Here is a 23,327-nt window from a genome sequence, read left to right as displayed (position 1 = left end):
ATGCGCCCCGCCGCCTTTGCCATCCCCGGTGACATCGACCGCAAGACCGGCGGCTTCATCTACGAAAAGAACCTGCTGCTGTCGCTGCGCGCGCAGGGCCGCCCGGTCGCGCATGTCGAACTGCCGGCCGGCTTTCCCGATCCCACGCCCGCCGACACCGCCGAAACGGTGCGCACCCTTGCCGCCCTGCCGCCGGATGCGCCGCTGATCCTCGATGGCCTCGTCTATGGTGCCATCGACACCGCCGGTCTTGCCACCGTGGCCGCGCCGCTGGTCGCGATGATCCATCACCCCCTCGGTCTCGAAACCGGCCTGCCGCCCGCCCGCGCGGCCGAGCTGCTGCGGCGCGAGGCCGCCAATCTCGCGCTTGCCGCCCATGTCGTCGTGCCCTCGCCCCACACCGCGCGCATCCTCGCCGCCGATTTCGGCGTGGACCCCGCCGCGATCAGCGTGGCGCTTCCCGGCTTCGCCGCGCCCGACCCGCGCCGCGCCCCCCTCGACCCGCCGCTGATCCTGTCGGTGGGCCTGATCGCCGCCCGCAAGGGGCATGACGTGCTGATCGACGCGCTGTCGCGCATCGCCGACCTGCCCTGGCAGGCGCAGATCGTGGGCGGCACCCACGATCCCGCCGTGCGCGCGGCCCTGGCCGCGCAGGCCGCGCCCCTCGGCCCCCGCCTGACCTTCCGCGGCAGCATGGCCGAGGCGGACCTGGCCGAGCTCTACACCCGGGCCACGGTCTTTGCCCTGGCCACCCGCTACGAAGGTTACGGCATGGTCTTCGGCGAGGCGCTGCTGCACGGTCTGCCCATCGTCACCTGCGCCGCCGGGGCGGTGCCCGAGACGGTGCCCCCCGGCACCGGCCACCTGGTGCCGGTCGACGATGCCGCCGCCTTCGCCGCCGCGCTGCGCCACCTGCTGACCGACGCGCCCGCCCGCGCCGCCATGGCGGCGGCCAGCACCGCCGCGGGCCATGCCCTGCCCCGCTGGTCCGATACGGCGGCGGTGATGGGCCGCGTCCTCGACAGCCTGTGACGGCGCGGCTAGGGTCGGGCCATGTTCGCCGCCCGGCCCCTGTCGCTGCCCCCCGCGCGCCTGCTCTGGCCCGCCTTCTTCGGCACGGTCCTTGCCGCATGGGCGGGCGTGTTCCTGATGGCGCGCGCCCAGGCCCTGCCCGATGGCGCCCCGCCGGGCCTGCTCGCCTCGCTCTGCGTCGCGGCGGGCCAGGCACAGCCGCTGGCACTATTCGCGATGTGGGCGCTGATGGCGGCGGCGATGATGCTGCCGACCTTCGCCCCCGCGCTGTCCACCTTCCGCAACCTCGCCGCCACCGGCGCCACCGACGACCGCGCCGCCATGGCCCTTGCCGGGGGCTACCTCGCGGTCTGGCTTGCCGCATCGGCCGGTGGCGCGGCGCTGCAATCGGCCCTGTCCCAGGTCGCGCTGATCGGCCCCGACGGCGCCAGCCTGTCGCGCCCGCTGACCGCCGCGCTGCTGGCGGGTGCCGGCCTGTGGCAGTTCACCGCCTGGAAATCCGCCTGCCTGTCGCGCTGCCGCCATCCCTTGACCTTCTTCCTCGAACGCTGGCGCCCCGGTTCCGGCCCGGCCTTCCGGATGGGCCTGTCGATGGGCGTGCATTGCCTTGGCTGCTGCTGGGCGCTGATGGCCACGGCCTTTGTCGGCGGCACGATGAACCTGCTCTGGATGGGTGGCGCCACCCTGCTGATGGCGGCCGAGAAACTGGCGATCGGGCGGCGCCTGACCCGGCCACTTGGCGTGGCGCTGCTGGCCTGCGCGGCGGCGGTGGGCGCGGGACTACTGTAGCGGATAGGGGGGCGGCATGACCGACTGGGCCATCAAGGGCGAACTGATCCTGAACTGCAACTGCACGGTGTTCTGCCCCTGCGTCGTCAGCCTGGGCAAGCATCCCCCGACCGAGGGGTATTGCCAGGCCTGGATGGGCATCCGCATCGACAGCGGCCATTTCGGGGACGAACCGCTGTCCGGCCTCGCCATCGGCATGTGGCTCGACATTCCCGGCCTGATGGCGCGCGGCAACTGGAAGGCCGCCGCCTTCATCGACGACCGGGCCTCCGATGCCGCCTTCGACGGGCTGACCCGCATCTTCTCGGGCCGCGCGCGCGGAACGACCGGCCTGTTCTCGATGCTGGTGGGCGAATTCGCGGGCGCCGAACGCGCCCCCGTCAGCTATCAGACCGAGGGCAAGAAACGCCGCCTCATCGTCGGCAAGCGCATCCAGGGCGAGGTCGTCCCCATCGAGGGCCCCGATCCCGACCGCGACGTGACGGTCACCAACACCGGCTACTGGATGGGGCCCGACATCACCATCGCCACCGCCACCCGGGGCCGCGTGCGCAGCCATGGCCGCGTCTGGGATTTCGACGGCCGCAGCGCCGAGATCTGCCAGATCGACTGGCACGGGCCGGCCTGACGCCCGCGCCCCGGCCGGCGGGGCCGCGCCTTGCACCCGCCGCCGGCCTTGTCCATAACCGGCGGGCCGTCAGTCAGGGAGGGGCAGATGTTCCGCGCATTGCTGGTCGAGAAGGACGAGGCGGGCCAGACCCGTGCCACCCTGCAGGATCTGCCCGATGATCGGTTGCCCCCGGGCGACGTGACCGTGGCGGTCGAATACTCGACGCTGAACTACAAGGATGGCCTCTGCGTGACCAGCGGCGGCGGCCTGGTGCGCAGCTATCCCCATGTTCCGGGGATCGATTTCGCGGGCCGCGTGGAAAGCTCCGACGATCCGCGCTACCGCCCCGGCGATTCGGTGGTGCTGACCGGCTGGCGCGTGGGCGAGGCGCATTGGGGCGGCTATGCCACCCGTGCCCGCGTCAGGGCCGACTGGCTGGTGCCGCTGCCCGCCGGCCTGACCACACGCGACGCGATGGCCGTGGGCACGGCGGGGCTGACCGCCATGCTGGCCGTCATCGCGCTCGAGGATCACGGCCTGACCCCCGCGAAGGGCGAGGTTCTGGTGACCGGCGCCGCCGGGGGCGTGGGCTCGGTTGCGACCGCGATCCTTGCGAACCTGGGCTATGGCGTCGCCGCCGTGACCGGCCGCCCGGAAACCGAATCCTACCTGAAATCCCTGGGCGCCGCGCGGATCGTGCCGCGTGCCGAACTGGCCGAAACCGTCAAGCGCCCGCTTGAATCCGAGACCTGGGCGGGCTGTGTCGATGCCGTGGGCGGGGCCATGCTGGCCCGCGTGCTGGGCCAGATGAAATACGGCGCCTCGGTTGCCGCCGTGGGCCTTGCCGGGGGGGCGGCGCTGCCCGCAACCGTGGTGCCCTTCCTGCTGCGCGGCGTGAACCTGCTGGGCATCGACAGCGTGATGCGCCCCTATGCCGACCGGGTGCGCGCCTGGGACCGGATCGCCCGCGACCTGCCGATGGACCGGCTGCACGCCATGGTGCAGCCCGCCACGCTGGCCGACCTGCCCGCACTCGGGGCGGCGATCCTCAAGGGCCAGGTGCAGGGCCGCGTCGTCGTGGATGTGAATGCCTGACGCACCGGTCCGGGCGTTGCGTTAACTATGCCCGCCGCGCGCGGCCTGTCGGGACGGATGCCATACGCGGAACCGACGGCTGCTGGACGGGTGCCATACACCGAAATCCGCGCCGGATCAGCGCGTTAACCTGATTCGCCCGTCAGAATTGCGGCATCCCCGCCGGTCGCGCGGCGCGCTTCTGCGCCGCGATGCGGAACGGTGCGTTCGGGGCGCCATAGCCCTGATAGTTGCCCTGCCGCTGCACGATCTCGAAGAACAGCCCGTCCGGCCGGCTGGCCGAATAGAGCTGGAAGAACTGACCCCCCGGCTCCTCGTCATACATCACATTCGCCGCCCGCAGCCGCGCCGTCAGCGCCGGGTCCAGCCCGAACCGCGCCTCGACGTCGTCGTAATAGTTCGCGCCGATCTGCAGCACCGGGAACCCCCGCGCGGCAAGTCGCGCCGCCGTTCCGAAAATATCCTTTGTTTCAAAGGCTATATGCTGCACGGCCGAACCAAAGCTTTCCTCCACGAACCGCCCCGCCAATGTCCGGCGGGCCTCGGCGCCGTTCAGCGTCACGCGCAGCGCGCCCGACCTCACCGCCTGCGACCGCACCAGCCCGTCAGGATCGGCCACGTCGACCATCGGTGCCTTCACCCCGTCGAACACCGAGGTGTAGTAGAGCGCCCAGCTCAGCATCTCGTCATGCGCCATGGTCTGACCGATGTGGTCCACCCCGGCCAGACCCGCACCTTCGGGCGCCGCCACGCTGCGGAAATCCACCTGCCAGATGCGCCCAAGGTCCGATCCGTGGTCCAGCAGCCGGATCATGCTGCCCCCCACCCCCCGGATCGCCGGGATCGCCAGCTCACCCGCCGCGACCGGCTGGTCATGCACCTCGGCCCCCAATGCCACCGCCCGCCGGAACGCCCCCTCCGCATCCGGCACCGTCAGCGCGATCTCGGACACCGTCGTCCCATGGGCCACATAGGCAGAATGCGCAAACCCCTCGGTCTCGGTATTGACAAGGATGTTCACACCGCCCTGCCGCCACAGCGTGACGGCTTTCGACACATGCCGCCCCGCAGGTTCGAACCCGCTGGAATTCAGGAATAATTCCAGAGATTTGGCATCATCCGGGTCGGTCGCGAACTCGATGAACTCGACCCCTTCGACCGGCGCCGGGGCGGGAAATCCGGGCAGCTCGGGCAACAGGCCGGGCTCGGCCCGGCGCACCCGGTCGGCCAGGTGGATCAGGCTGCGGTGCCCGTCCTGCGCCACCAGCCGCGGCAGCCCCGCGCGGAACTGGTCGTTGAAGATCTCCAGCGACAGCGGCCCGCCATAGCCCGTCGCCATGACCGCCCTCAGAAAACCCGTCACGTCCAGGTCACCCTCGCCCGGCATGTTCCGGAAGTGTCGCGACCAGTACAGCAGGTCCATCGGGATGGCCGGTGCATCGGCAAGCTGGACGAAAAAGATGCGGTCGCCCGGGATACGACGGATGGTATCGGGGTCGATGCCCCGCCCCAGGGTGTGGAACGAATCCAGGATCAGGCCGACGTTCGGATGCTCCGCGCGGCGCACCACCTCCCAGGCGTCGCGGTGGTCGTTCACATGGCGACCCCAGCACAGCGCCTCGAACCCGACGCGGATTCCATGGCGCGCTGCCAGCTCGCCCAGATCGTGGAAATCCTGCGCCATGCGGTCGATGCCGCCCAGGGCGGCCGGGTGGACCGAGGAACAGACCAGCAGCAGATCCGTGCCAAGCTCGTCCATCAGGGCGAACTTGCGCGCCGCACGGGCAAAGGCCCGGCTGCGGTAAGGCTCTGGCAGACCTTCGAAATCCCGGAAGGGCTGGAACAGCGCGATTTCCAGGCCATGGTCGCGCACCATGGCGCCCACCTCGCGCGGGGAATGGTCGGCGGCGATGAAATCCTGCTCGAAGATCTCGATTCCGTCGAACCCCGCCTGGGCGATGGCGTCCAGCTTCTCGACAAAACGTCCCGAAACCGAGACGGTGGCAATGGCCGTTTTCATGACACGTCGCGCCCCGCCAGAAGGTCTGCCCGCAGCTGCGCCTCATCCAGAGGCAGGCCGGTAAAGATCGCCCAGGCGTCGACGCCCTGGCCCACAAACAGCTCGTAGCCCGAGATGATGCGCAGACCCGCCGCCCCGGCATCCTGCAGAAACTGTGTGTCCACAGGGGTATAGACCGCATCAAAGGCCCAGGCCGCCCCCGGCATCGCCGGGGCGGGCAGGGGCGTGCCCGCGTATCCGACCATGCCCACGGGCGTGCAGTTCACCAGGCCCGAGGCACCCTCGGACATCGCCTGGGCGTCGCTGCCGGTCCGCGTCAGCAGCCCCGGGCGCACCGTCCGCAGCGCTTCGGCCAGTGCCTCGGCCTTGGGCAGGTCGCGGTCGGCGATGCGGATCTCCGTCATCCCGAGCGCGACAAGACCAAAGGCCACCGCCTTGCCCACGCCCCCCGCCCCGATCATCAGCACCGGCCCCGGCGGGGTGTCGCCCATCACGCGGCGGTAGGCCGCGACGAAACCCGAATGGTCGGTGTTGAACCCCCTCGGACCGCCTGCGTCAAAGCGCACCGTGTTCACCGCCCCGATCGCGCGCACCAGCGGATCGTCGATCGAGACCTTTGAGGCCGCGCGTTCCTTGTAGGGGTAGGTCACGTTCACGCCACGGTAGCCGCCAAGCGCCACCCGGTTGAAAAGGCTGTCGAAATCCGCTCCTTCAAGGCGCGGGATCAGGCTGTCGTAGACGACCCGCCGATGGTTCTGCGCCCCCGCCAGCCGATGCAGGCGCGGCGACTGCGATGCGGCGATGTTGTCGCCGATCAGGCCAAGACGGATGGTATCGGTCATCGCGGCGCCCCTGGATGTCGTGGTCGCGGTTGCGGTCATGGTCTGGCGCCCCGGCGCAGAAGGCCGCGCAGCGGCAGTTTCGACAGCACGATCAGCACCACCGCAGCCAACAGCACCGCCGACAGGGGGCTTGTCAGGATGCCCTTCAGCAGCAGGGGCAGGCTTTCCTGGTCCGAGATGATGGCGCGGCGCCAGTTGTCATCCAGAAGCCGCGACAGGATCACCCCCAGGATCACCGGCCCCAGCGTATAGCCGTAGAGCCGCATGAAGTAGCCCAGAACCCCGAAACCCAGCATCCAGTAGACATCGTTCAGGCTGTTGCCCACCGCATAGGCCCCCACGATGGACAGCAGCAGGATCACGGGCACCAGCACGGTGCGCGGCATCTCGACGATCTTCACGAACAGGCGGATCCCGGTCAGCCCGAAGATCAGCATGAAGATGTTCGCCAGACACAGCGCGCCCACGATGAACCAGAACATGTCGGGTTGCTGGATCATCAGAAGCGGCCCCGGGTTCAGCCCGTGGATGAACAGCGCGCCGATCATGATCGCGGTCACTGCGTCACCGGGAATTCCCAGTGTCATCATGGGGATGAACGCCCCGCCGACGGCCGCGTTATTGGCGGTTTCGGGCGCGACGAGCCCCTCTTTCGCGCCCTGGCCGAAGGGCACCTCGGGGTTCTTCGTCACGCGGCGGGCATGGTCATAGGCCATCAGCGCGGCGATGTCGCCACCGGTGCCGGGCAGCGCGCCCACGATCACCCCGATGGACGAGGTCTGCAGCGACAGCGGCAGATACCTGCGGACCGTGCCGAAGCTGGGCACCACCCGCGCGATCCGCTGCTTCACCGCCGCCTTGTCGATGTGATGCAACTGCATCAGCGCCTCGGACACGCCGAACATCCCGATCATCACGGCGATGAAAGACACGCCACCCATGAGCTGCATCGACCCGAAGGTGAACCGCTGCTCCATCGTCATCGGATCAAGGCCGATCGACCCGATCATCAGGCCCAGGGCCCCGGCAAAGACCCCCTTTGTCAGGCTTTCCCCCGACAGCGAACCCACCAGCAGGATCCCCAGGATCGCCAGCAGCATGAAGTCGCGCGGCTGGAACCGCAGCGCAAAGTCCGACACCGCGGGCGCCGCGAGGGCCAGCACCAGGATGCCGATGAAGCCGCCGAAGAAGGACATGACCGTGGTGATGCCGATGGCCTCGCCCGCCTCACCCTTCTGGGCCATGGGATAGCCGTCAAGCGCCGTGGCGATGGCCGAGGGCGCCCCCGGAATGTTCAGCAGGATCGCGGTGCGCGACCCGCCATAGACCCCGCCCATGTAGATGCCGATCATCAGCGAAAGCGCCGGCAGCACATCCCAGGCGAAGGTGAACGAGATCAGGATCGACACGGCCATCGTGACCGACAGGCCCGGGATGGCGCCGATGTAGATGCCGGCGAAGGTGCCGAGACCAACCAGCGACAGCAACTTGAGGTCCAGCATGGGCACCAGCAGGGCAGACAGGATCTCCATGGCTCAGTTCCCCCCGGATGCGAGGTTGCGGACGAAGGCGAGGAATTCGGCTTCGGGCACGATGCCCGCAGGCATCAGGACCGAGAACACCAGCCGGAACACGACCCAGACCAGGATCACGCAGAAGGCCGAGATGCCGAACGTCCAGACGAGGCCGCGGCCCGACAGCATCCGGATCATCGCCGCGAGGAACAGGAACGAGGTCGGAAGGAACCCCAGCGGCTTCAGCAGCAGCGCGTAGGCCGCGATGAGCAGGATCGTCGCGATCACCGGCAGCGGCAGGATATCGCGTTCGATCCGTTCGCCTGTCACGCCTGACTTGCGCAGCGATTCAATCAGCACGATGCCTGCGGTGATCACCATCAGGCCCGTCGTCGCCATCGGAACGGTGCCGGGGGCCGAAAGCGCCTCGAACCCGGAAATCTTGTAGGCGGTATGGAACAGGAACAGGCTGACGGCAAAGACGGCGGCGTTGAACGCCAGTTCGCCGGGGCGCCTCGGGTGTTGCGAAACCATCTTCCCCTCCCTCGGGATCGGTCCGACCTTGGCCCGGGCACCTTTGCCCGGAATGGAAACGCCGCCCCGCTTGTCGAGGAAGGGGGCGGCGTCGCATCAGGTCACATGGCCGTCAGGGCTTCGGAATGCCGACCGTGGCCGGGTCGTTCTTGCCAAGGCCCGCTTCCCACACCAGCCAGGCAGTGGTGGATTGCCAGCGGCTCAGGAAATCCTGCGCCTCGGCGCCGGACAGCGACATCATCTTGAACCCCCGACCGTCCATCAGGGCCAGGAAGTCGGCCGATGTCGCGCCCTCGGCATAGGCGGCGGTCAGCTTGGCCACGACGTCGTCCGGCGTGCCGTTCTTGACGAATATGCCGAAGAACGGACCCCAGGGCAGGAAGTCGGCGAATTCCGGGTTGGTCGAGACGATGGTGGCGGCCTCGGGCAGTTGCGGCGCCGGTTCGGTGTCGAACAGGGCGATGGGTTTCATCTTGCCCGCCTTGACGTTCTCGATGGCCGCGCCAAGGACGGCGGGCATCACGTCGACGGCCCCGCCCATCAGCGCGGTCAGCGCCGGGCCGTCGCCGTCATAGGGGATGAAGGTCACGTCGATCGGCGTCTTGGCATTGATCATCGCCGTCACCACCGAGGGCAGGCCCCCCGGCCCCGTGGAGCCGAACTTCACCGCCTTGGGGTTGGCGTTGATGTAGGCGATCATCTCGGGGAAGGTGTTGAAGGGCGCATCCGGCCGCGCCACCAGCAGCGGCACGCCACGGGCGATCACATTGATCGGGATGAAGTCGGAATAGTCCTTCTCGCCCAGGCCCATCACCTTGTAGAGCAGCGGGTTCTCGGCGCCGAACAGCAGCGTGTAGCCATCGGCCTCGCCATTCGCCACCTGGTTCAGCGCGATCGCGCCGACGCCGCCGGTGACGTTCTGCATGACGATCTTGCCGCCCAGCACCGCCTCGGCATGAGGCGTGATCGCGCGCGACACGGTGTCGGTCGAGCCGCCGGCACCCCACTGGATGATGCCCTGGATTTCGCGTTCCGGGTATTCGGCAAGGGCCGGCAGGGCGGCCAGGCCAAGCGCAAGGGCCGCGCCGATCAGCGTTTGTTTCATGGGTTCCTCCCTCGGATATGGGCGGCCCGCCGTGAAGGGCCGCATGACAGGACTTTGACAGGATCGAAACATAACCGCAAATACCGCGAGTGCGAACTTGTGAACATCATGTTATTCTCGGGGCGGGATCCCAGGTGTCGCGCGCGCGGGCCTGCGACAGTTCCCGGCGAAAGCGCTCGATGGCAAAATCGGCAAAGCTGGACAGCTGCCGTCCCTTCTTCTGCAGCACATAGGCGGTGACGCTGGCCGGTTCCTTCAGCGGGCGGCGCACCAGTCCGGGCATGTAGACCTCGGCCACCGAGAACTCGTCGATCACCGCGACGCCCAGCCCGTGCCGCACAAGGCTGACCGTGGTCTGCGCGAACCGGCCCCGCATCGAGTAGCGCAGCGCGATCCCTGCGGCCCGGAACGGCTGGGCCAGCAAGGCGCCATAGGGGTCTTCCGGATCGACACCAATGAAGGCCTCGCGCGCCAGGTCGTGAACCGAGATCACCTCCTGTGCGGCCAGCGGATGCCCCTCGGGCACGATGGCCACCACGCGCCCCTCGACCAGGGGCTGGCTTTCCACTGCGGGATTGTCCAGGGGCGAGCTCATCACAACGAACTCGCCCCGCTCCAGCAGCAGGTAGTCGAGCGTCTCCTCGATCTTCAGGATGTTCAGGTCGATGAACAGGTCGGGAAACCGCGCGCGCATGCCACGAATCGCGCGTGCAGCGATGAACTGCGCGATCGAGGGCGCCGACGCGAAGGCCAGCGTGTAATCGGCACCCTTGCGCAGCGACGACACGGCGGTGGTCAGGTTCTCGACCTGCCGGTACACCTGATGGATCATCTCGAAGATGGCATGCGCCTCGGGGGCAGGCACGAAAAGGCCCGCCTTGCGCTCGAACAGGCGCATCCCGATCAGATCCTCGGTGTGGCGGACCAGGCGGCTGATGCCGGGGGCCGACACGTTCAGCAGCTTGGCGGCCCCCTGGATGGTGCCCGCCATCATCACCGCCCGGATGACCTCGATCTGCCGCAGCGTGAGTTCCCGCATGGCGCCGATGCTATCCGGCGCTGTACGGGCCGCAAAGGGGATTGCAGATTGGAATGAAATTCCGTATTGGAACATTGGTCCGAATCTGGGGTGCCCATGTCGAATGGTCTTGAGCGGGGTCTGGCTGTGCTGGACCTTCTGTCCCGGCACCCCGACGGTCTGTCGGTCGGTGCCGTCGCGGCGGCGCTCGACCTGCCGGGCAGTGCCACGCACCGGTTGCTGAACGACCTCATCCGCCTTGGCCATGTGCAGCAGCGTCAGGCGGGCGGCGACTATGCGCTGACCATCCGGCTGGCGGCCATCGGCCTGTCGTGGCTGGGCAGGGCCGGCGTCACCGATCTGGCGCAGCCGGTGCTGGACCGGCTGGCTGCGGACTGCGGTGAACTGGTGCGGCTGTCGGTTGCCGACCCGCCGCATCTGGTCTGGGTGGCGGTGGCGCAGGGCGCGACGCATGGCCTGCGCTACGATCCCGCCCGCGACCAGGGCGCCGAAGTCAGCCTGGCCTACAGCGCCACCGGCCGGGCCTGGCTGGCCAGCCTGCCCGAGGATCAGGCGCTGTCGCTGGTGGCCAGGCAGGGGCTGACCCCGCCCGAGGGCGCGGCACCGGGCAGCCGCATCGGCATTGCCGACCTCATGGCGATCATCGGTGAAGCCCGGGCGCGCGGGCATGCCGATGCGGTGGATTGCTTCCTTGCGGGAATGGCCGCCATCGCCGTGCCGATCCAGTCGCCCGGCACCCCTGCGATCGGCTGCCTGTCCATCGCCGGGCCCGCCGTCCGGCTGAGGGCGGCGCAGCGCGATGCCCTGGCCGCCCCGCTGCGCGAGGCGGCGGCCCGGATCGCCGATGCCGCGCCCGCATCGGCCTTCTTCCGCCGAGCCGTGCGATGACCGCTCCGGTGGACTGTGACCTTCTGGTGATCGGCTCGGGCGCGGCGGGGCTGGCGGCGGCGGTGACGGCGGCGCATCACGGGCTGCGCGTGGTGCTGGCCGAGAAGGATGCGGTTCTGGGCGGAACGACCGCCTGGTCCGGAGGATGGATCTGGGTGCCCGGCAACCCGCATGCGGAACGCGCCGGGATCACCGATGACCTGGCGACGGCGCGCACCTATCTGCAGGCCGTCCTGGGGGCCCGGTTCGACGCCGCGCGGGTCGATGCCTTCCTGGCCCATGGCCGGGGGATGGTGGAATTCTTCGAGACGCGGACGGCGCTGACCTTCGAGGGCGGATTTGCCATTCCCGATACCTATGGCCATCTGCCCGGCGCAGGTGTTGCCGGGCGTTCGGTGATTGCCGAACCCTATGACGGGCGCGGCCTTGGTCCGCTGATCGCCCTGTTGCGGCGGCCGATGCGGGAAACCGCCTTCATGGGCATGACCATACAGGCGGGCGCCGACCTGCGGGCCTTCCTGACAATGACGCGCAGCGCTGCGGCCCTTTCCCATGTCGCCGGTCGCTTCACCCGGCACCTTTGGGATCTGCTGCGCCACGGCCGCGGGATGCAGTTGCGCAACGGCAATGCGCTTGTCGCGCGGCTGATCCGTTCGGCGGTGGACGCGGGCGTGATGCTGCTGCCCGGCAGCCCGGCGTTGCGCCTGACCGCCGATGACGGCCGGGTGAGCGGCGCCATCCTGCGGCAGGGCCCGGGCGAGGTGACGGTGCGCGCCGCGCGCGGCGTGGTGCTGGCGGCGGGCGGTTTCCCGCATGATCAGGCCCGCCGCAATGCCCAGTTCCCGGCGCCCGCGTGGCACCGCACACTCGCGGTGCCGTCGGCCACGGGCGACGGGCTGCGCATGGCCGAGGCTGTGGGCGGGGTGCAGGCGCAGGGGCTGGCCAGCCCCGCCGCGCTGTGCCCGGTGTCCGAGGTGCGCCACCCGGACGGCACCGTCGGCACCTTCCCCCATATCATCGAACGCGGAAAACCCGGGATCATCGCGGTTCTGCCCGACGGGCGGCGGTTCTGCAACGAGGGGCTGGGCTACCACGATTTCGTCACTGCCCTGCTGGCGGCCACGCCCGAGCGTCGGGCGCCGGTCGCCTGGCTGGTCTGCACACGGGCCTTCCAGCGTCGCTACGGGCTGGGCATCTCGCGTCCGGCACCGGTTCCGCTGGGGTACTGGCTGCGGTCGGGCTATCTGCGGCAGGGCCGCACCATCCCGGACCTGGCCCGCGCCTGCGGGATCGAACCCGACGGGCTGGCGGCGACGGTGGCGGCATGGAACGCCGATGCGTCGCGCGGTGAAGACCCCGCGTTCGGCCGGGGCAGCACGCCCTACATGCGGTTGCAGGGCGACCCCGATCATCGCCCGAACCCCTGCGTCGCGCCGCTGGACCGGGGGCCGTTCCTGGCCGTCCGGGTTGTCCCCGGCAGCTTTGGCACCTTCGCCGGGCTGGCGACCGATGCCCATGCCCGCGTCACCGATGCCACCGGCGCGGTCATTCCCGGGCTCTTTGCGGCGGGTGCCGACATGGCCTCGGTCATGGGGGGGCATTATCCGGCGGGCGGGATCAACCTGGGGCCTGCGCTGACCTTCGGCCATGTCGCCGCCCTGCATGCCGCCGGTCGGCTGGAGCCTGTGCAATGAACCCGCCCCTGTCGCTGGCGCATCTGACCGTGATCGACCTGCCGCCGCCGCAGATGGTGCGGGTCGCGGCCGGGGCCGGGTTCGACATGGTGGGGCTGCGGCTGATCCGCGTGACCGACACCTCGCCCGGCTATCCGCTGATGGATGACCCCGCGATGCTGCGCGAAACCCTGGCCGTGCTGCGCGACACCGGCCTGACGGTGCTGGATATCGAGTTCGTGCGGCTGACGCCCGGGTTCGACGCGGCCGCGCTGCAGCCGTTCCTGCGGGCAGGGGCCGAGCTTGGCGCGCGCCATGTCATCTGCGCGCCCTATGACCCCGATCATGCGCGGCTGGCGGACAACCTTGCGCGACTCGCCGATCTTTGCGCCGGGCATGGCTTGCGCGCGGTGCTCGAGTTCTTTCCCTGGACGGACGTGCCCGACCTAGCGACCGCCGCCCGCGTGGTCGCGGCGGCCGGGCATCCCGACCTTGGCGTGCTGGTGGACATGCTGCATTTCGACCGGTCGGGCAGCCGGCTGGCCGACATTGCCGCGCTGCCGCCCGGCCGCCTGCCGTTTGCGCACCTGTGCGATGCGCCGGTGCTGCCGGCCTACACCACCGACGACCTGCTGCACGCGGGCCGGGCCGAGCGCCTGCCGCCGGGCGAGGGGCAGATCGACCTGCGGCCGGTGCTTGCGGCACTGCCGCCGGGGATACCGCTGGCGCTCGAGGTGCCGATGACGGCGCTGCGCGCGGCGCGGGGCAGCGCCGCCGTCGCCCGCCACGTCATGCGGAAGACGCGGGCGTTCCTCGGGGCGTCGGGATGATCAGCCGTTGCGGTCGGCCCATCTCGGGCGGTCCAGCGTGAACACCTCGGGCGCATGGGCATAGGCGCCTGCGCCCCCCATCCGGGCGATCAGGTCCAGCCGGGCGGTATCGACATGGCCGCGCTGCGCATCGATCAATGCCGCGTCGTCGATGTGGATGGCGTGGATGTGGCCCACGACAATGCACTGGTGCGGCCCGGTCACCAGCGTCGAGAACGAGGTGCATTCGAAGGACACCGGGCTTTCCGCGATGCGCGGCGGCTTCACATGGGTCGAGGGCGCGACCGCCAGGCCCGCCAGGTCGATCTCGGACACCTCCGGGGGGGCGTCGATGCAGGTCAGGTTCATCGCCTCGGCCAGCCGGTAGGGTACCAGGTTCACCACGAATTCGCCGGTGTCCAGGATGTTGCGGGCGGTATCCTTGAAGCCGCGCGCAGGGTCGGCCATCAGCCCCAGCACCAGGGTGGGCGGTGTGTGGCCCATGGCGTTGAAGAAGCTGTAGGGCGCGGCATTCACCACGCCGGCCGCGCTTTTCGTGGTGACCCAGGCGATCGGACGCGGGGTGATCGTGGCCGTCATCAGCTTGTAGCCGAAGGCCGCGTCGTGGTTGGCCAGGTCGAAGCGCATCAGATCTCGCTCACCGCGCGCTTGGGGCGGGTATCCACGGTCAGCTGAAAGACATCGGGGCGGGCATAGTGGCCCGTGGCGTCGAAGTCGTACTTTCCGCGCGCGATCTCGGCCGGGTCGAGCGTGGCGTAAAGCACTGTCTCGCCGCTGAAATCGGGGCCGGCAAGAACCCGGCCAAGGGGTGACACGATGGCCGATCCGCCGCGCATCATCACCGTCTCGGGGTCGTCGCCGAGCGCGCTTTCGTGGTCGGGGCCATAGGCCGCGCGGGTGATCCACTGGCAGGCCGTCAGCACGAAGCAGCGCCCTTCGAGCGCCACATGCTGCATGGTCGGCAACCAGGTGTCGCGGTCGTCCGCCGTGGGTGCGCAGTAGAGCGTCACGCCCTGATGATACATGTGCATCCGCAGGGCGGGCATGTAGTTTTCCCAGCAGATCACGGCGCCCACGGTGCCGAAATCGGTCTGGAACACGGGCATGGTCGACCCGTCGCCGAAGCCCCAGATCAGCCGTTCGGCGGCCGTCGGCATCAGCTTGCGGTGCTTGCCGACAAGACCCCTTGCGCCGTCGAAATACAGCGCCGTGCAATACAGCGTGCCGCCGTCGCGCTCGATCGCGCCGACCACGGCAAAGGCCCCGGTCTCGGCGGTGGCGGCCGCGATGGCGGCTGTTTCGGGTCCGTCGAGGTCGATCGCCGCCTCGTGGTAGCGGCGGAAGGCGTCGCGCCCTTCCGCCCTGCGGATGCCGACCGGTGCCCCAAAGGATGCGCCCTTGGGATAGCCGCCCAGCAGCGCCTCGGGAAACACGACCAGCCGCGCCCCCGCGGCCGCGGCCGCGCGCAGGGTGGCGGCGGCCTTTTCGGCTGTGGCAAGGCTGTCGCCGGGGATCGAGGCGATCTGGGCGACGGCGGCGGTGAAGGGTGTCATGGGCGAACCTCGGGCTTGGGCGGGGCGGGCAGACCGCCGGGACCGTGGTCCGGCGAAGAAAGCAAGGGAATATCAGGTGCCTCTGGCGTCGATGACCGGGTGGCGGATGGTCCCGATACCTTCGACGCAGGCCACGACCGTATCGCCCGGCCGCAACCATTCCTGCGGGCTGCGACCTGCGCCGACGCCTTCGGGCGTGCCGGTGGCGATGATGTCGCCGGGTTCCAGCGTGATGCCCCGGCTGATGTCGGCGATCAGGTCGTCCACCCGGAACAGCATCTGCCGCGTGTTCGATCGCTGCTTTTCCACGCCGTTCACCGTCAGCCACAGGTCGAGCGCCTGGGGATCGGGGATCTCGTCGGCAGTGACGATGCAGGGGCCGAAGGGGGCATAGCTGTCCATGCCCTTGGAATAGATCCACTGCCCCGCGCGCCGGTTGTCGCGGGCCGAGACGTCGATCATCACCGAATAGCCAAAGACATGGCGCAGGGCGTCGGCCTTGGCCACGCGGCGTGCCGTGGTGCCGATGATCGCGGCAAGTTCGACTTCCCAATCAAGCTGTTGCGTCAGGTCGCCATCGTGCCGGATGGGATCATCCGGGCCGATCACGGTGGTCGGCGGCTTGGAAAAGATCACCGGTTGCTTCGGCAGATCGCGCGCGGTGTCCAGGCTGCGGGCGCTTTCGGCGACGTGTTCGACATAGTTCAGGCCGATGCCGAAGATGTTCTTGCGGGGGCGCGGGATCGGGGCCAGCAGGCGGACATTGGCCAGGTCGGTGGCGCAGCCGAGCGGATAGTGGCCGCCGCATTCGTCGATCATGCCCGACAGCAGGCGCAGGGCATCGGGGCCCGCGTCGATCAGGCCAAGCATGGTGTCGGGCATGTCCTCGCCAAAGGCGGCGCCCAGGGCGACGACGTCGATCACGCGGCCTTCCACCAGGGCGCCAAGGCTGGCGGCGGCTTCGACGTTGGCGCGGTAGCTGACAAGTTTCATATATTCCTCAGAGTCTTGGCTGGTGGCCGCCGTTCTCGCCGAAGGCCTGTTCGCGGTAGAGCCCAAGCGCGCGCATGACCGGCAGGTCGGACAGGCAGAACAGGCAGGCGTCCTCGGTTTCCGAGGCGTTGGCGTGCTCGTGCCAGGCCCAGGACGGGACGCAGAAGATGTCGCGCTCGGCCCAGTCGAAGCGCTTGCCGTTGATCACCGAATGCCCCGCGCCCTTGGCGACATGGTAGAGCATGCTGCCGGTGTGGCGGTGCGCCAGCGTGGCCTGTCCGGGGCGCAGGAGCTGCATGGAGGCGCCCATGGTCTGCATCACGGGGCCGTTGGTGACCGGGTTGACGTAGTCCATCATCACTCCGTCGAAATCGGAACCCTTTGACGCAGCGGCATATTTCAGCAGCGCTTCATAGGTCGGTTCCCATTCGTACTTGAACATCGGGCTGTAGTCGCGGCCCCATGGAACGGCCGAGGGGGTCAGGCCGGGGTTGCCCCAGGTGGCGGTCATGTCGTCGACCGGGTGGGCGACGGCCTGGCGCAGGGCGGGGTGGACCTCGTAGAAATTCGCTTCGAGCGCGTTGACCAGCGGGATGTCCAGACCGTCCTGCCAGATGCAGGTGGTGCCGTCGGGTTCGACCGCGTGTTCGTGCCAGGTGCCGTTCGGGGTAAGAACAAAGTCGTTTCTTTTCAACGACATCTTGTGCCCGTCAACAATGGTGTAGGCGCCCGTCCCCTCCATGATGAAGCGGATGGCGCTGGCCGAGTGGCGGTGGGCCGAGGCGGCCTCGCCGGGGTGCATGACCTGGAGCCCGGCATAGAGCCAGCCCACGGCGGCGGCCACGTCGTCGCGGCCGGGGTTGCGCAGGTAGATCACCCGCCGCCCGGCCTTTTCCGGGGTCACCAGATCGACCGACCGCAGGACGTGCGACCGCAGGTCGGCATACCGCCAAAGCATTGGAACAGAAGCGCTTTTCGGTTCCCACGGTTCGATCTTGTTGGCGACGGTCCAGAGCGCGCCGGCCCCCAGACGGTCAAGATCGTCGTAGTAGGCCAGAAGCTCGGGCGTATCCTCGACATTGGCGCGGCCTGCCACGTCCTCGCGGTGGTTTTCGCGTGCCTGTGCCATCCGACCCCCCTGAGCGCGTTGCGTCGGGGCGCACTTTGGCGTGCGGTGGGGCGCTTGTCCACCGGGTCGGGACAGGGTGCGGCGAATGTGACGCAAGGCACTGGAAAGGCGGGAAAATGCCGTATGGCATCCGTCCCGCGGGCGTCGGTTTCGCGTATGGCATCCGTCCCGACACGTTGTCCGGACAGGTGGTTCGGCGCCGGGGGCATGAAAAAGCCCGGCGCGGGGTGCGCGCCGGGCCGGCGTTCCGGAACCGGGGAGGGGAGGCCGGTCAGAACACGTCGACGAGGTAGAGAAGAATGATGATCGGAATCGGGATGCCGATTGCCCAGGCAAGAACACCGCGCATGATGTGATCCTTTCGAAAGGGGCGGACCGGCATCCGGTTGGCGGCGCAGTCCTTGTGCAGAGGGAACGCGCGACACGCGCCACGGTTCCCGACCGGCGGCGCGATGACCGGCGACCCCGTGTCGGGGAGCGGTGGAACCGGGCGGGCCATCGGGGCGTTGTGGAGGCAGAGCGATCACGCCCCTGACCTGTCGGAGGATATCATGGACATCGACTTTCTGGTGCCGCTGCTGGCGCTTGGCACGCTGCTATCGGTCTGCATCTTTGCGCTGGTGAGCAAGGCCCGCATCGAGGAACGGCGCCACGATCCGCACGCCCCGAAATCGACGCTGGCGGCGGACGGTGCGCAGGGTGGCCTGCACCCCGCCAGCCGCTGACCTGACGACCGCCTGCCTGCCCCGACCTGCCCCGCACCCTGGTGCGGGGCTTTTTTTTCCGGGTTCCCGCGGCGATCAGGCGTTCCGGTTCAGGGCGCGGTGGACAAAGGCGATCTTGTCGCGCACCGGGGCGGCAAGCACGAAGGGATAGAGGTCGGCAAGACCCATGGCGCGATTGACGTGGTTCAGCGCCAGACCGATGGCGCCGGACTGTTCGATGATCCGGGCGGTATCGGCCATGGCATAGGGATCGGGCAGCGGCGCCCGGCCGTCGATCGCGAGGCCCGCCTGGGCGAAGCTGTCGGAGATATCCAGAAGGTGCAGGAGGTGGGCGGTGGTTTCGGCCCAGTCCTCATGCGGGTGGGCGGTGGCGTAGCTGGTGATGAAGCTGTCACCGGTCGCGGCAGGGCTGGCGTAGTGGGCGGCAAGCGCCGCGCCGTAGTCGGCGCGCTCGTCCCCGAACAGCGCGCGGAACCCGCTGGCAAAGCCCTCGTCGCCGACCAGGCGCCAGTGCAGGAAATGCGCGATCTCGTGGCGCAGGTGGCCCATCACCGTGCGATAGGGCTCGCCAAGTTCGGCCTGGCGCAGCGCGATGCGGGCGTGATCGGCCTCGGACACGTTCAGGGTGATGATGCCGTCGGCATGCCCCATGGTGACGGCCACGGCGCCACCCGAGGTATCTTCGGCCACCATGTCGAACAGCGGGCGGGGGCCGGGGTCGGCGGGACCGAACCATCCCAGCCGCAGCAGCCCCGTCAGCACCCAGCGTTTCGCGGTTTCGGCCTCTTGCCAGTGGTGGGCGTTCTGCGGCGGGCCGAGATCGGGGATCGTGCGGGTCATCGCGCAGGACAGGCAGAGATCGGCATCGGGCGCCGCGACCCAGTTGCACCCGGCGGACAGCCGGTTGGCGCAGGGCCGGTCGGGCGGCACGAGCGCACCGGCGACCGGATCGAGCGCCACGGCGGCACCGCAGGCTAGACAGGTGTGGTTCTGGAAGAACAGCCGGGCGCCGCAGGCGGGGCAGGAGAACAACTGCATCGGAGGCTTTCGTGAAAGGGTTCGGCGCGGGTCAGCGGGTGGGGCCGACCGGGCGGACGGCGGTGCGGCGCGGCCCGATCCCGCGGGGCAGCATGACGGCATGCAGCAGGGGCCGGTCGGCCGCGCGGCGGGCGAGCATCGCGGTGGTGACCAGGGTTGTACCCTCCGGCGTGACGCGGAACCAGCGGGAATCCTCGGCCGGATCCTCGCCCACCGCCAGCCCGTCGGGGATGGCTGTGCCGCAGGCGACGATGCAGCGGGTCAGGCGGACGCCGGTGGCCACGCGGGCGCCGGGCATCAGCACGCTGCGGTCGAGCACGGTCCAGCGGCTGCGCTGCGCGGGATGCAGCAGCGGCGACAGCAGGCGGATGCCGCCCAGGGTGAGTTGCGCGCCGAAGCGGCTGCGGGGTGCGGCCACGTCGGGCAGGTTGCGGGGCGCGATGCCCGGAACCAGCGGGCGCAGGCAGGGCGGAACCGGACGCTCGAAGTCGAGCGCGGCGCGGCGCAGGTCGTCCAGCGTGTCGATGTCGCGCCAGTAGGCGGCATCGGGCGGGCGGACGGCCGGGGGGCCGTCGGCCGCGGCGGCGGAAAGGATGTGGCGCGCGATGTTCTCGGGCGCCGCCGGGTTCCGCCGCAGCAGGGCCCGCAGCCAGGGCCCTGACACGGCGTGGATGCCGGTGGGGCCGGACGGGCTGCCGGCCAGCGCGGTGACGGCCGCCCCCGCCGCGCGGTGATGTGCGATCAGGGGACGGAGATCGAGATCATGGACCTGGTCGCCGGGCAGGATCACCACCTCGTCCGCCCCGGCCAGCGCCAGCAGGGCGTCGGCGGTGCGCTGCGGGCCGTCGCAGACCACGAGGCCGCCGGGGAAGGCGGGCGCCCAGACCCGCGCCAGGTGCCGGGCCAGGGTGCCGGGGCAGTGGCCGGTCGAGACGATCACCTGCCCGAGGCCCGCGCGGGCCGCGGCGGCGATCGGAAAATCGACGATGCGGTGGAGCGCGGCGACATGCAGGGCGGGCTTGCTTTCGCGGTCGGTCAGGTCGTGCATGCGGCTGCCGCGCCCGCCTGCGAGCACCAGCGCCACGCTGCGCGACAGACCGGCCGGGGTGGCAGGGCGGGGGGAAGCGGATGTCATGGCACGCTCGCTGGCTGGGAGGGACAGGTGCCGGATGAACCCCGGCGGGCGCGCGGCGGTTCCCTGCGGCAAGGCGCGATGGACGGGGAACCGGACGCGCGCCGGGGGCGTTGGGTATGCAGAGGCCGCTTGGCCCATCCATCATCCGCAAGGAGAACCACATGAAAAATCTCATGATTTCGACGGCCGTCATGGCCGTCCTAGCAGTGCCTGCGCTGGCGCAGGACACCGCGGCGCCGTCGCCCTTCATGGCCGACGCGATCCCGGGTCAGGTGCATGCCTCGGACCTGATCGGGGCGCGCATCTATGCCGTCGAGGGCACGATCGAGGCTGACGGCTATGCCGGGCTGCAGGACAACTGGGACGACATCGGATCGGTCGGCGATCTGGTGGTGAGCCGCGACGGACAGGTCGAGGCGGTGCTGGTTGACATCGGCGGCTTTCTGGGCATGGGCGCGCGCGAGGTCGCGGTGGACATGTCGGCGCTGCGCTTCGTGCCGGACAACGCGACCGAGAACGACCCCGACGACTGGTTCCTGGTGCTGAACGCCGACCGGACGATGCTGGAAGGCGCGCCGGAATGGCAGATGACGATGGCCCCCGAGGGGACGACCGCCGGCGCGCCGATGACGGTTCCCGCGGACAGCGTGGCCGCCGAGGCGCCTGCCGCCGACGACCCGGTCACTGCGGTCACGGACGGCACGGCGATGCGCGAGCCGATCCAGCGGGAGGGCTTCGCGGCCGTCGAGCGGACGCAGCTGACCTCGGAGATGCTGACCGGGGCCACCGCCTATGACGCCGAGGAGAACAACGTGGGTTCGGTGTCGAACCTGGTTCTGACCGAGGCCGGCGAGGTCACCGAGGTGGTCATCGACGTGGGCGGTTTCCTGGGGATCGGCGCCAAGCCGGTGTCGCTGTCGCTGGACCAGATCGACATCCTGCGGGACACCGATGGCGATACGATCCGCGTCTATGTGCCGATGACGAAGGAGCAGCTGACCGAGCTGCCCGCCTTCGAGAGCTGATCTGCCCGGCAGGGATCGAACGGAAAGGCCCGCGCACCCGCGCGGGCCTTTTGGCATTGGCCGAGGCCGGGGCCGGGTGCGGGGGGTGCTGCGATGCACGGCGGCGGCGGATCGGGGAGGGGGCCGGGAAGCTGTGCGGGAAGGTGTTTCGCGAGGATGGGCAGGCTGCGATGCGCCGAGCGGGAGCATCCGTCGGACATGAAAAAGGCCGCAGGGAGGGAACCTGCGGCCTTTTCCGTCCCGGACAGCGGGACCTGGGGATGGGCGGTCAGATAGGAGGCTGACCGCGAACTGCCCGGGCAATCATCGCGACCACGAAGAGCACGATGAAGATGAAGAACAGGATTTGCGCGATCCCGGCAGAGGCCCCGGCAATGCCGCCAAAGCCAAGGACCGCCGCGATCAGCGCGACCACGAGGAACGTAAGTGCCCAACCGAGCATGGGTTTCTCCTTCTGGTTCAAGAGGCGTCCTTGCCACTGGTTACCCAACGCCCGGCGTCCGATCCGGTTCCCGCAAGGCGGCGGAATTCGGCGGACCCTCCGGATCATTCCCGCCGGCGGTCACTGGCGGGCGGAACCCTGCCCCCGCCCGCGCGTTGGTCTTGCATGGACCCTATCCAGAAGGAGACCTCCGATGACGACCTTTCCCTTTGTCGATCCGCTGATGGGTCCGGTTGCCGGGCTGGCCGGGGATGACCCCGCACCGACGGCGCCCGACATGTCGGTCGTGGTGATCGCGCATGAGCGCACGGTCGATGCGGCGGCGGGTTTCGACAAGATGGCCGAAAAGGCCGAGCCGCATTTCCGCCCGGTGGCCGAGCGCTTTCTGGGCCTGCACCAGCGTCACGCGCTGATCCTGGCGGGCATCCTGCGCAAGGGCGGCATCGAGCCCGACGAGGACGGCACGCTGATGGGCACGATCAACCGTGCGGTGGTGGCCACGCGCGCCTTCCTTGACGAGATCGACGAGGATGTGATGGCGCAGGTCCGTCGCGGCGAGGCCCATGTGGTGGAAGCCTACGAGAATGCGCTGCATGCGGGCCTGCCCGATCCCGACCGCCAGGTGATTGCCGACCTGCACGAAGAGCTGACCGCGCTTCTGGCCGAGACGCGGCATCTGAGCTGATCACGTGCGGCCCGGCATCACCTTGCCGGGCCGCCACTGCCGCGGGCGGAATGGTCAGCGATGTGTCATTTTTGCGGACAGGATGGGATCCCGGGCAACGGGGGGCGACAGAGGGTTTTGCCGATGCGCCCGAATTGCAATAAAGTGATGACATGAAGGGGTATACCGACCGCGCCGCGCTTGTTGCGGCGCTGCAGGCTTCGCTGGCGGCGCTGGCGGCACGGGCCGAGCAGAATCGCGATCCGCGCCTGCGGGCGATCGTCGTGCGTCGCCGTGCGTCGCTGCTGCGCCTGCGGCAGGCGATGGTCAGCCCCGGGCCAGACCTTTGGCTGCGGCGCCGGGGCGGTGCGGGTGCGGAACCGTTCGAGACGCTGATCGCGGGAGAGTGGCGGCTTGCCCACAAGGTGACGGCCGCACTGGAGGCCCTGGGCCGCAGCGATCCGGCCTTCGGGCCGCTTTCCGCGCTGCGCGACGAGATCGAGGAGGCGGCGCTGTCGCTGCGGGTGATCGGGCGGACGGCGCCCGGCGCGGCGACCGGGGACGGCGGCTGAAACACGCGCGGCGCGGGTCAATGCGAAACCTGTCGATGCGGAACGGCCCCCGGGTGGGAACCCGGGGGCCGTCGGCCGTG

At 69.6% G+C, this 23,327-nt stretch carries 25 protein-coding genes; 11 read left to right on the top strand and 14 right to left on the bottom strand.

The genetic code is table 11. The features are described from left to right. From KF887_19260 to KF887_19245, 4 genes are all read left to right on the top strand, one after another. Positions 1–1,032, top strand: a complete 1,032-nt coding sequence (locus tag KF887_19260; GenBank protein ID QYK41472.1) for a glycosyltransferase family 4 protein — start codon at positions 1–3, stop codon at positions 1,030–1,032. Between the two features lie 21 nt (positions 1,033–1,053). Continuing rightward, positions 1,054–1,821 (top strand): DUF2182 domain-containing protein, encoded by a 768-nt coding sequence (locus tag KF887_19255; protein ID QYK41471.1) that lies wholly within the window; start codon positions 1,054–1,056, stop codon positions 1,819–1,821. A 16-nt stretch (positions 1,822–1,837) separates the two neighbouring features. Then, the gene (locus KF887_19250) at positions 1,838–2,449 is read left to right on the top strand and encodes a DUF1326 domain-containing protein (protein QYK41470.1); all 612 of its coding nucleotides are present in this window, start codon (positions 1,838–1,840) and stop codon (positions 2,447–2,449) included. Between the two features lie 87 nt (positions 2,450–2,536). Continuing rightward, positions 2,537–3,526: an oxidoreductase gene (locus KF887_19245; GenBank protein ID QYK41469.1), complete on the top strand. Its 990-nt coding sequence runs from the start codon at positions 2,537–2,539 to the stop codon at positions 3,524–3,526. 142 nt (positions 3,527–3,668) lie between these two features. Here the strand turns inward: KF887_19245 and KF887_19240 are convergent, their stop codons facing one another. The 6 genes from KF887_19240 to KF887_19215 form a co-directional block, all read right to left on the bottom strand. Next, a complete protein-coding gene (locus KF887_19240) occupies positions 3,669–5,546 on the bottom strand; it encodes a sugar phosphate isomerase/epimerase and 4-hydroxyphenylpyruvate domain-containing protein (protein QYK41468.1) in 1,878 nt (625 codons plus the stop codon). Continuing rightward, positions 5,543–6,388 carry a shikimate dehydrogenase gene (locus tag KF887_19235; GenBank protein ID QYK41467.1) on the bottom strand — a complete coding sequence of 282 codons (846 nt, stop codon included), beginning with the start codon at positions 6,386–6,388 and terminating at the stop codon, positions 5,543–5,545. Before KF887_19235 ends, KF887_19240 begins: the two co-directional genes overlap by 4 nt. 35 nt (positions 6,389–6,423) lie before the next feature. Then, complete coding sequence (locus KF887_19230; protein QYK41466.1) at positions 6,424–7,920, bottom strand: tripartite tricarboxylate transporter permease; 1,497 nt, start codon at positions 7,918–7,920, stop codon at positions 6,424–6,426. A 3-nt stretch (positions 7,921–7,923) separates the two neighbouring features. Next, positions 7,924–8,436: a tripartite tricarboxylate transporter TctB family protein gene (locus KF887_19225; GenBank protein ID QYK41465.1), complete on the bottom strand. Its 513-nt coding sequence runs from the start codon at positions 8,434–8,436 to the stop codon at positions 7,924–7,926. 112 nt (positions 8,437–8,548) lie between these two features. Continuing rightward, on the bottom strand, positions 8,549–9,541 hold the full coding sequence (locus KF887_19220; GenBank protein ID QYK41464.1) for a tripartite tricarboxylate transporter substrate binding protein: 993 nt from the start codon (positions 9,539–9,541) through the stop codon (positions 8,549–8,551). A 106-nt stretch (positions 9,542–9,647) separates the two neighbouring features. Next, entirely contained in the window at positions 9,648–10,580 is a 933-nt protein-coding gene (locus tag KF887_19215) for a LysR family transcriptional regulator (protein ID QYK41463.1), read from the bottom strand. A 96-nt stretch (positions 10,581–10,676) separates the two neighbouring features. On the opposite strand from KF887_19215, the gene KF887_19210 reads away from it, so the two are divergent. Genes KF887_19210 through KF887_19200 form a run of 3 tightly spaced genes read left to right on the top strand, consistent with a single transcriptional unit; the run spans position 10,677 to position 13,971 of the window. Then, on the top strand, positions 10,677–11,468 hold the full coding sequence (locus KF887_19210; protein ID QYK41462.1) for an IclR family transcriptional regulator: 792 nt from the start codon (positions 10,677–10,679) through the stop codon (positions 11,466–11,468). Beyond that, positions 11,465–13,162 (top strand): FAD-dependent oxidoreductase, encoded by a 1,698-nt coding sequence (locus KF887_19205; GenBank protein ID QYK41461.1) that lies wholly within the window; start codon positions 11,465–11,467, stop codon positions 13,160–13,162. Before KF887_19210 ends, KF887_19205 begins: the two co-directional genes overlap by 4 nt. Further along, the gene (locus KF887_19200) at positions 13,159–13,971 is read left to right on the top strand and encodes a sugar phosphate isomerase/epimerase (protein QYK41460.1); all 813 of its coding nucleotides are present in this window, start codon (positions 13,159–13,161) and stop codon (positions 13,969–13,971) included. The genes KF887_19205 and KF887_19200 overlap by 4 nt, the downstream gene beginning before the upstream one ends. On the opposite strand, the gene KF887_19195 is transcribed toward KF887_19200, so the two are convergent. From KF887_19195 to KF887_19175, 5 genes are all read right to left on the bottom strand, one after another. Then, positions 13,972–14,598, bottom strand: a complete 627-nt coding sequence (locus tag KF887_19195) for a flavin reductase family protein (protein QYK41459.1) — start codon at positions 14,596–14,598, stop codon at positions 13,972–13,974. Continuing rightward, positions 14,598–15,524: a carbon-nitrogen hydrolase family protein gene (locus KF887_19190; GenBank protein QYK41458.1), complete on the bottom strand. Its 927-nt coding sequence runs from the start codon at positions 15,522–15,524 to the stop codon at positions 14,598–14,600. Before KF887_19190 ends, KF887_19195 begins: the two co-directional genes overlap by 1 nt. 72 nt (positions 15,525–15,596) lie before the next feature. After that, positions 15,597–16,517 carry a fumarylacetoacetate hydrolase family protein gene (locus KF887_19185; protein ID QYK41457.1) on the bottom strand — a complete coding sequence of 307 codons (921 nt, stop codon included), beginning with the start codon at positions 16,515–16,517 and terminating at the stop codon, positions 15,597–15,599. Between the two features lie 7 nt (positions 16,518–16,524). Continuing rightward, entirely contained in the window at positions 16,525–17,646 is a 1,122-nt protein-coding gene (locus tag KF887_19180) for a cupin domain-containing protein (protein QYK41456.1), read from the bottom strand. 271 nt (positions 17,647–17,917) lie between these two features. Next, entirely contained in the window at positions 17,918–18,145 is a 228-nt protein-coding gene (locus KF887_19175; protein QYK41455.1) for a hypothetical protein, read from the bottom strand. A 52-nt stretch (positions 18,146–18,197) separates the two neighbouring features. On the opposite strand from KF887_19175, the gene KF887_19170 reads away from it, so the two are divergent. After that, the gene (locus KF887_19170) at positions 18,198–18,371 is read left to right on the top strand and encodes a hypothetical protein (GenBank protein ID QYK41454.1); all 174 of its coding nucleotides are present in this window, start codon (positions 18,198–18,200) and stop codon (positions 18,369–18,371) included. 75 nt (positions 18,372–18,446) lie between these two features. Here KF887_19170 and KF887_19165 read toward each other — a convergent pair whose 3' ends face one another. Then, positions 18,447–19,409: a putative zinc-binding metallopeptidase gene (locus KF887_19165; GenBank protein ID QYK41453.1), complete on the bottom strand. Its 963-nt coding sequence runs from the start codon at positions 19,407–19,409 to the stop codon at positions 18,447–18,449. 31 nt (positions 19,410–19,440) lie between these two features. After that, complete coding sequence (locus tag KF887_19160) at positions 19,441–20,544, bottom strand: NTP transferase domain-containing protein (protein QYK41452.1); 1,104 nt, start codon at positions 20,542–20,544, stop codon at positions 19,441–19,443. 161 nt (positions 20,545–20,705) lie between these two features. Between KF887_19160 and KF887_19155 the strand changes: the two genes are divergently transcribed. Then, a complete protein-coding gene (locus KF887_19155; protein ID QYK41451.1) occupies positions 20,706–21,569 on the top strand; it encodes a PRC-barrel domain-containing protein in 864 nt (287 codons plus the stop codon). Positions 21,570–21,837: 268 nt separating this feature from the next. Here KF887_19155 and KF887_19150 read toward each other — a convergent pair whose 3' ends face one another. Then, on the bottom strand, positions 21,838–22,011 hold the full coding sequence (locus KF887_19150; protein QYK41450.1) for a DUF1328 domain-containing protein: 174 nt from the start codon (positions 22,009–22,011) through the stop codon (positions 21,838–21,840). A 193-nt stretch (positions 22,012–22,204) separates the two neighbouring features. Between KF887_19150 and KF887_19145 the strand changes: the two genes are divergently transcribed. Further along, positions 22,205–22,696, top strand: a complete 492-nt coding sequence (locus KF887_19145; GenBank protein ID QYK41449.1) for a DUF2383 domain-containing protein — start codon at positions 22,205–22,207, stop codon at positions 22,694–22,696. 152 nt (positions 22,697–22,848) lie between these two features. Then, on the top strand, positions 22,849–23,247 hold the full coding sequence (locus KF887_19140; protein ID QYK41448.1) for a hypothetical protein: 399 nt from the start codon (positions 22,849–22,851) through the stop codon (positions 23,245–23,247). The last annotated feature ends 80 nt before the right edge of the window (positions 23,248–23,327 follow it).

The sequence above is a fragment of the Paracoccaceae bacterium genome (assembly GCA_019454225.1).
Classification (GTDB): Bacteria; Pseudomonadota; Alphaproteobacteria; order Rhodobacterales; family Rhodobacteraceae.
Note: the sequence above shows the minus strand (reverse complement) of the source record. Positions and strands in the feature narration are given on the sequence as shown.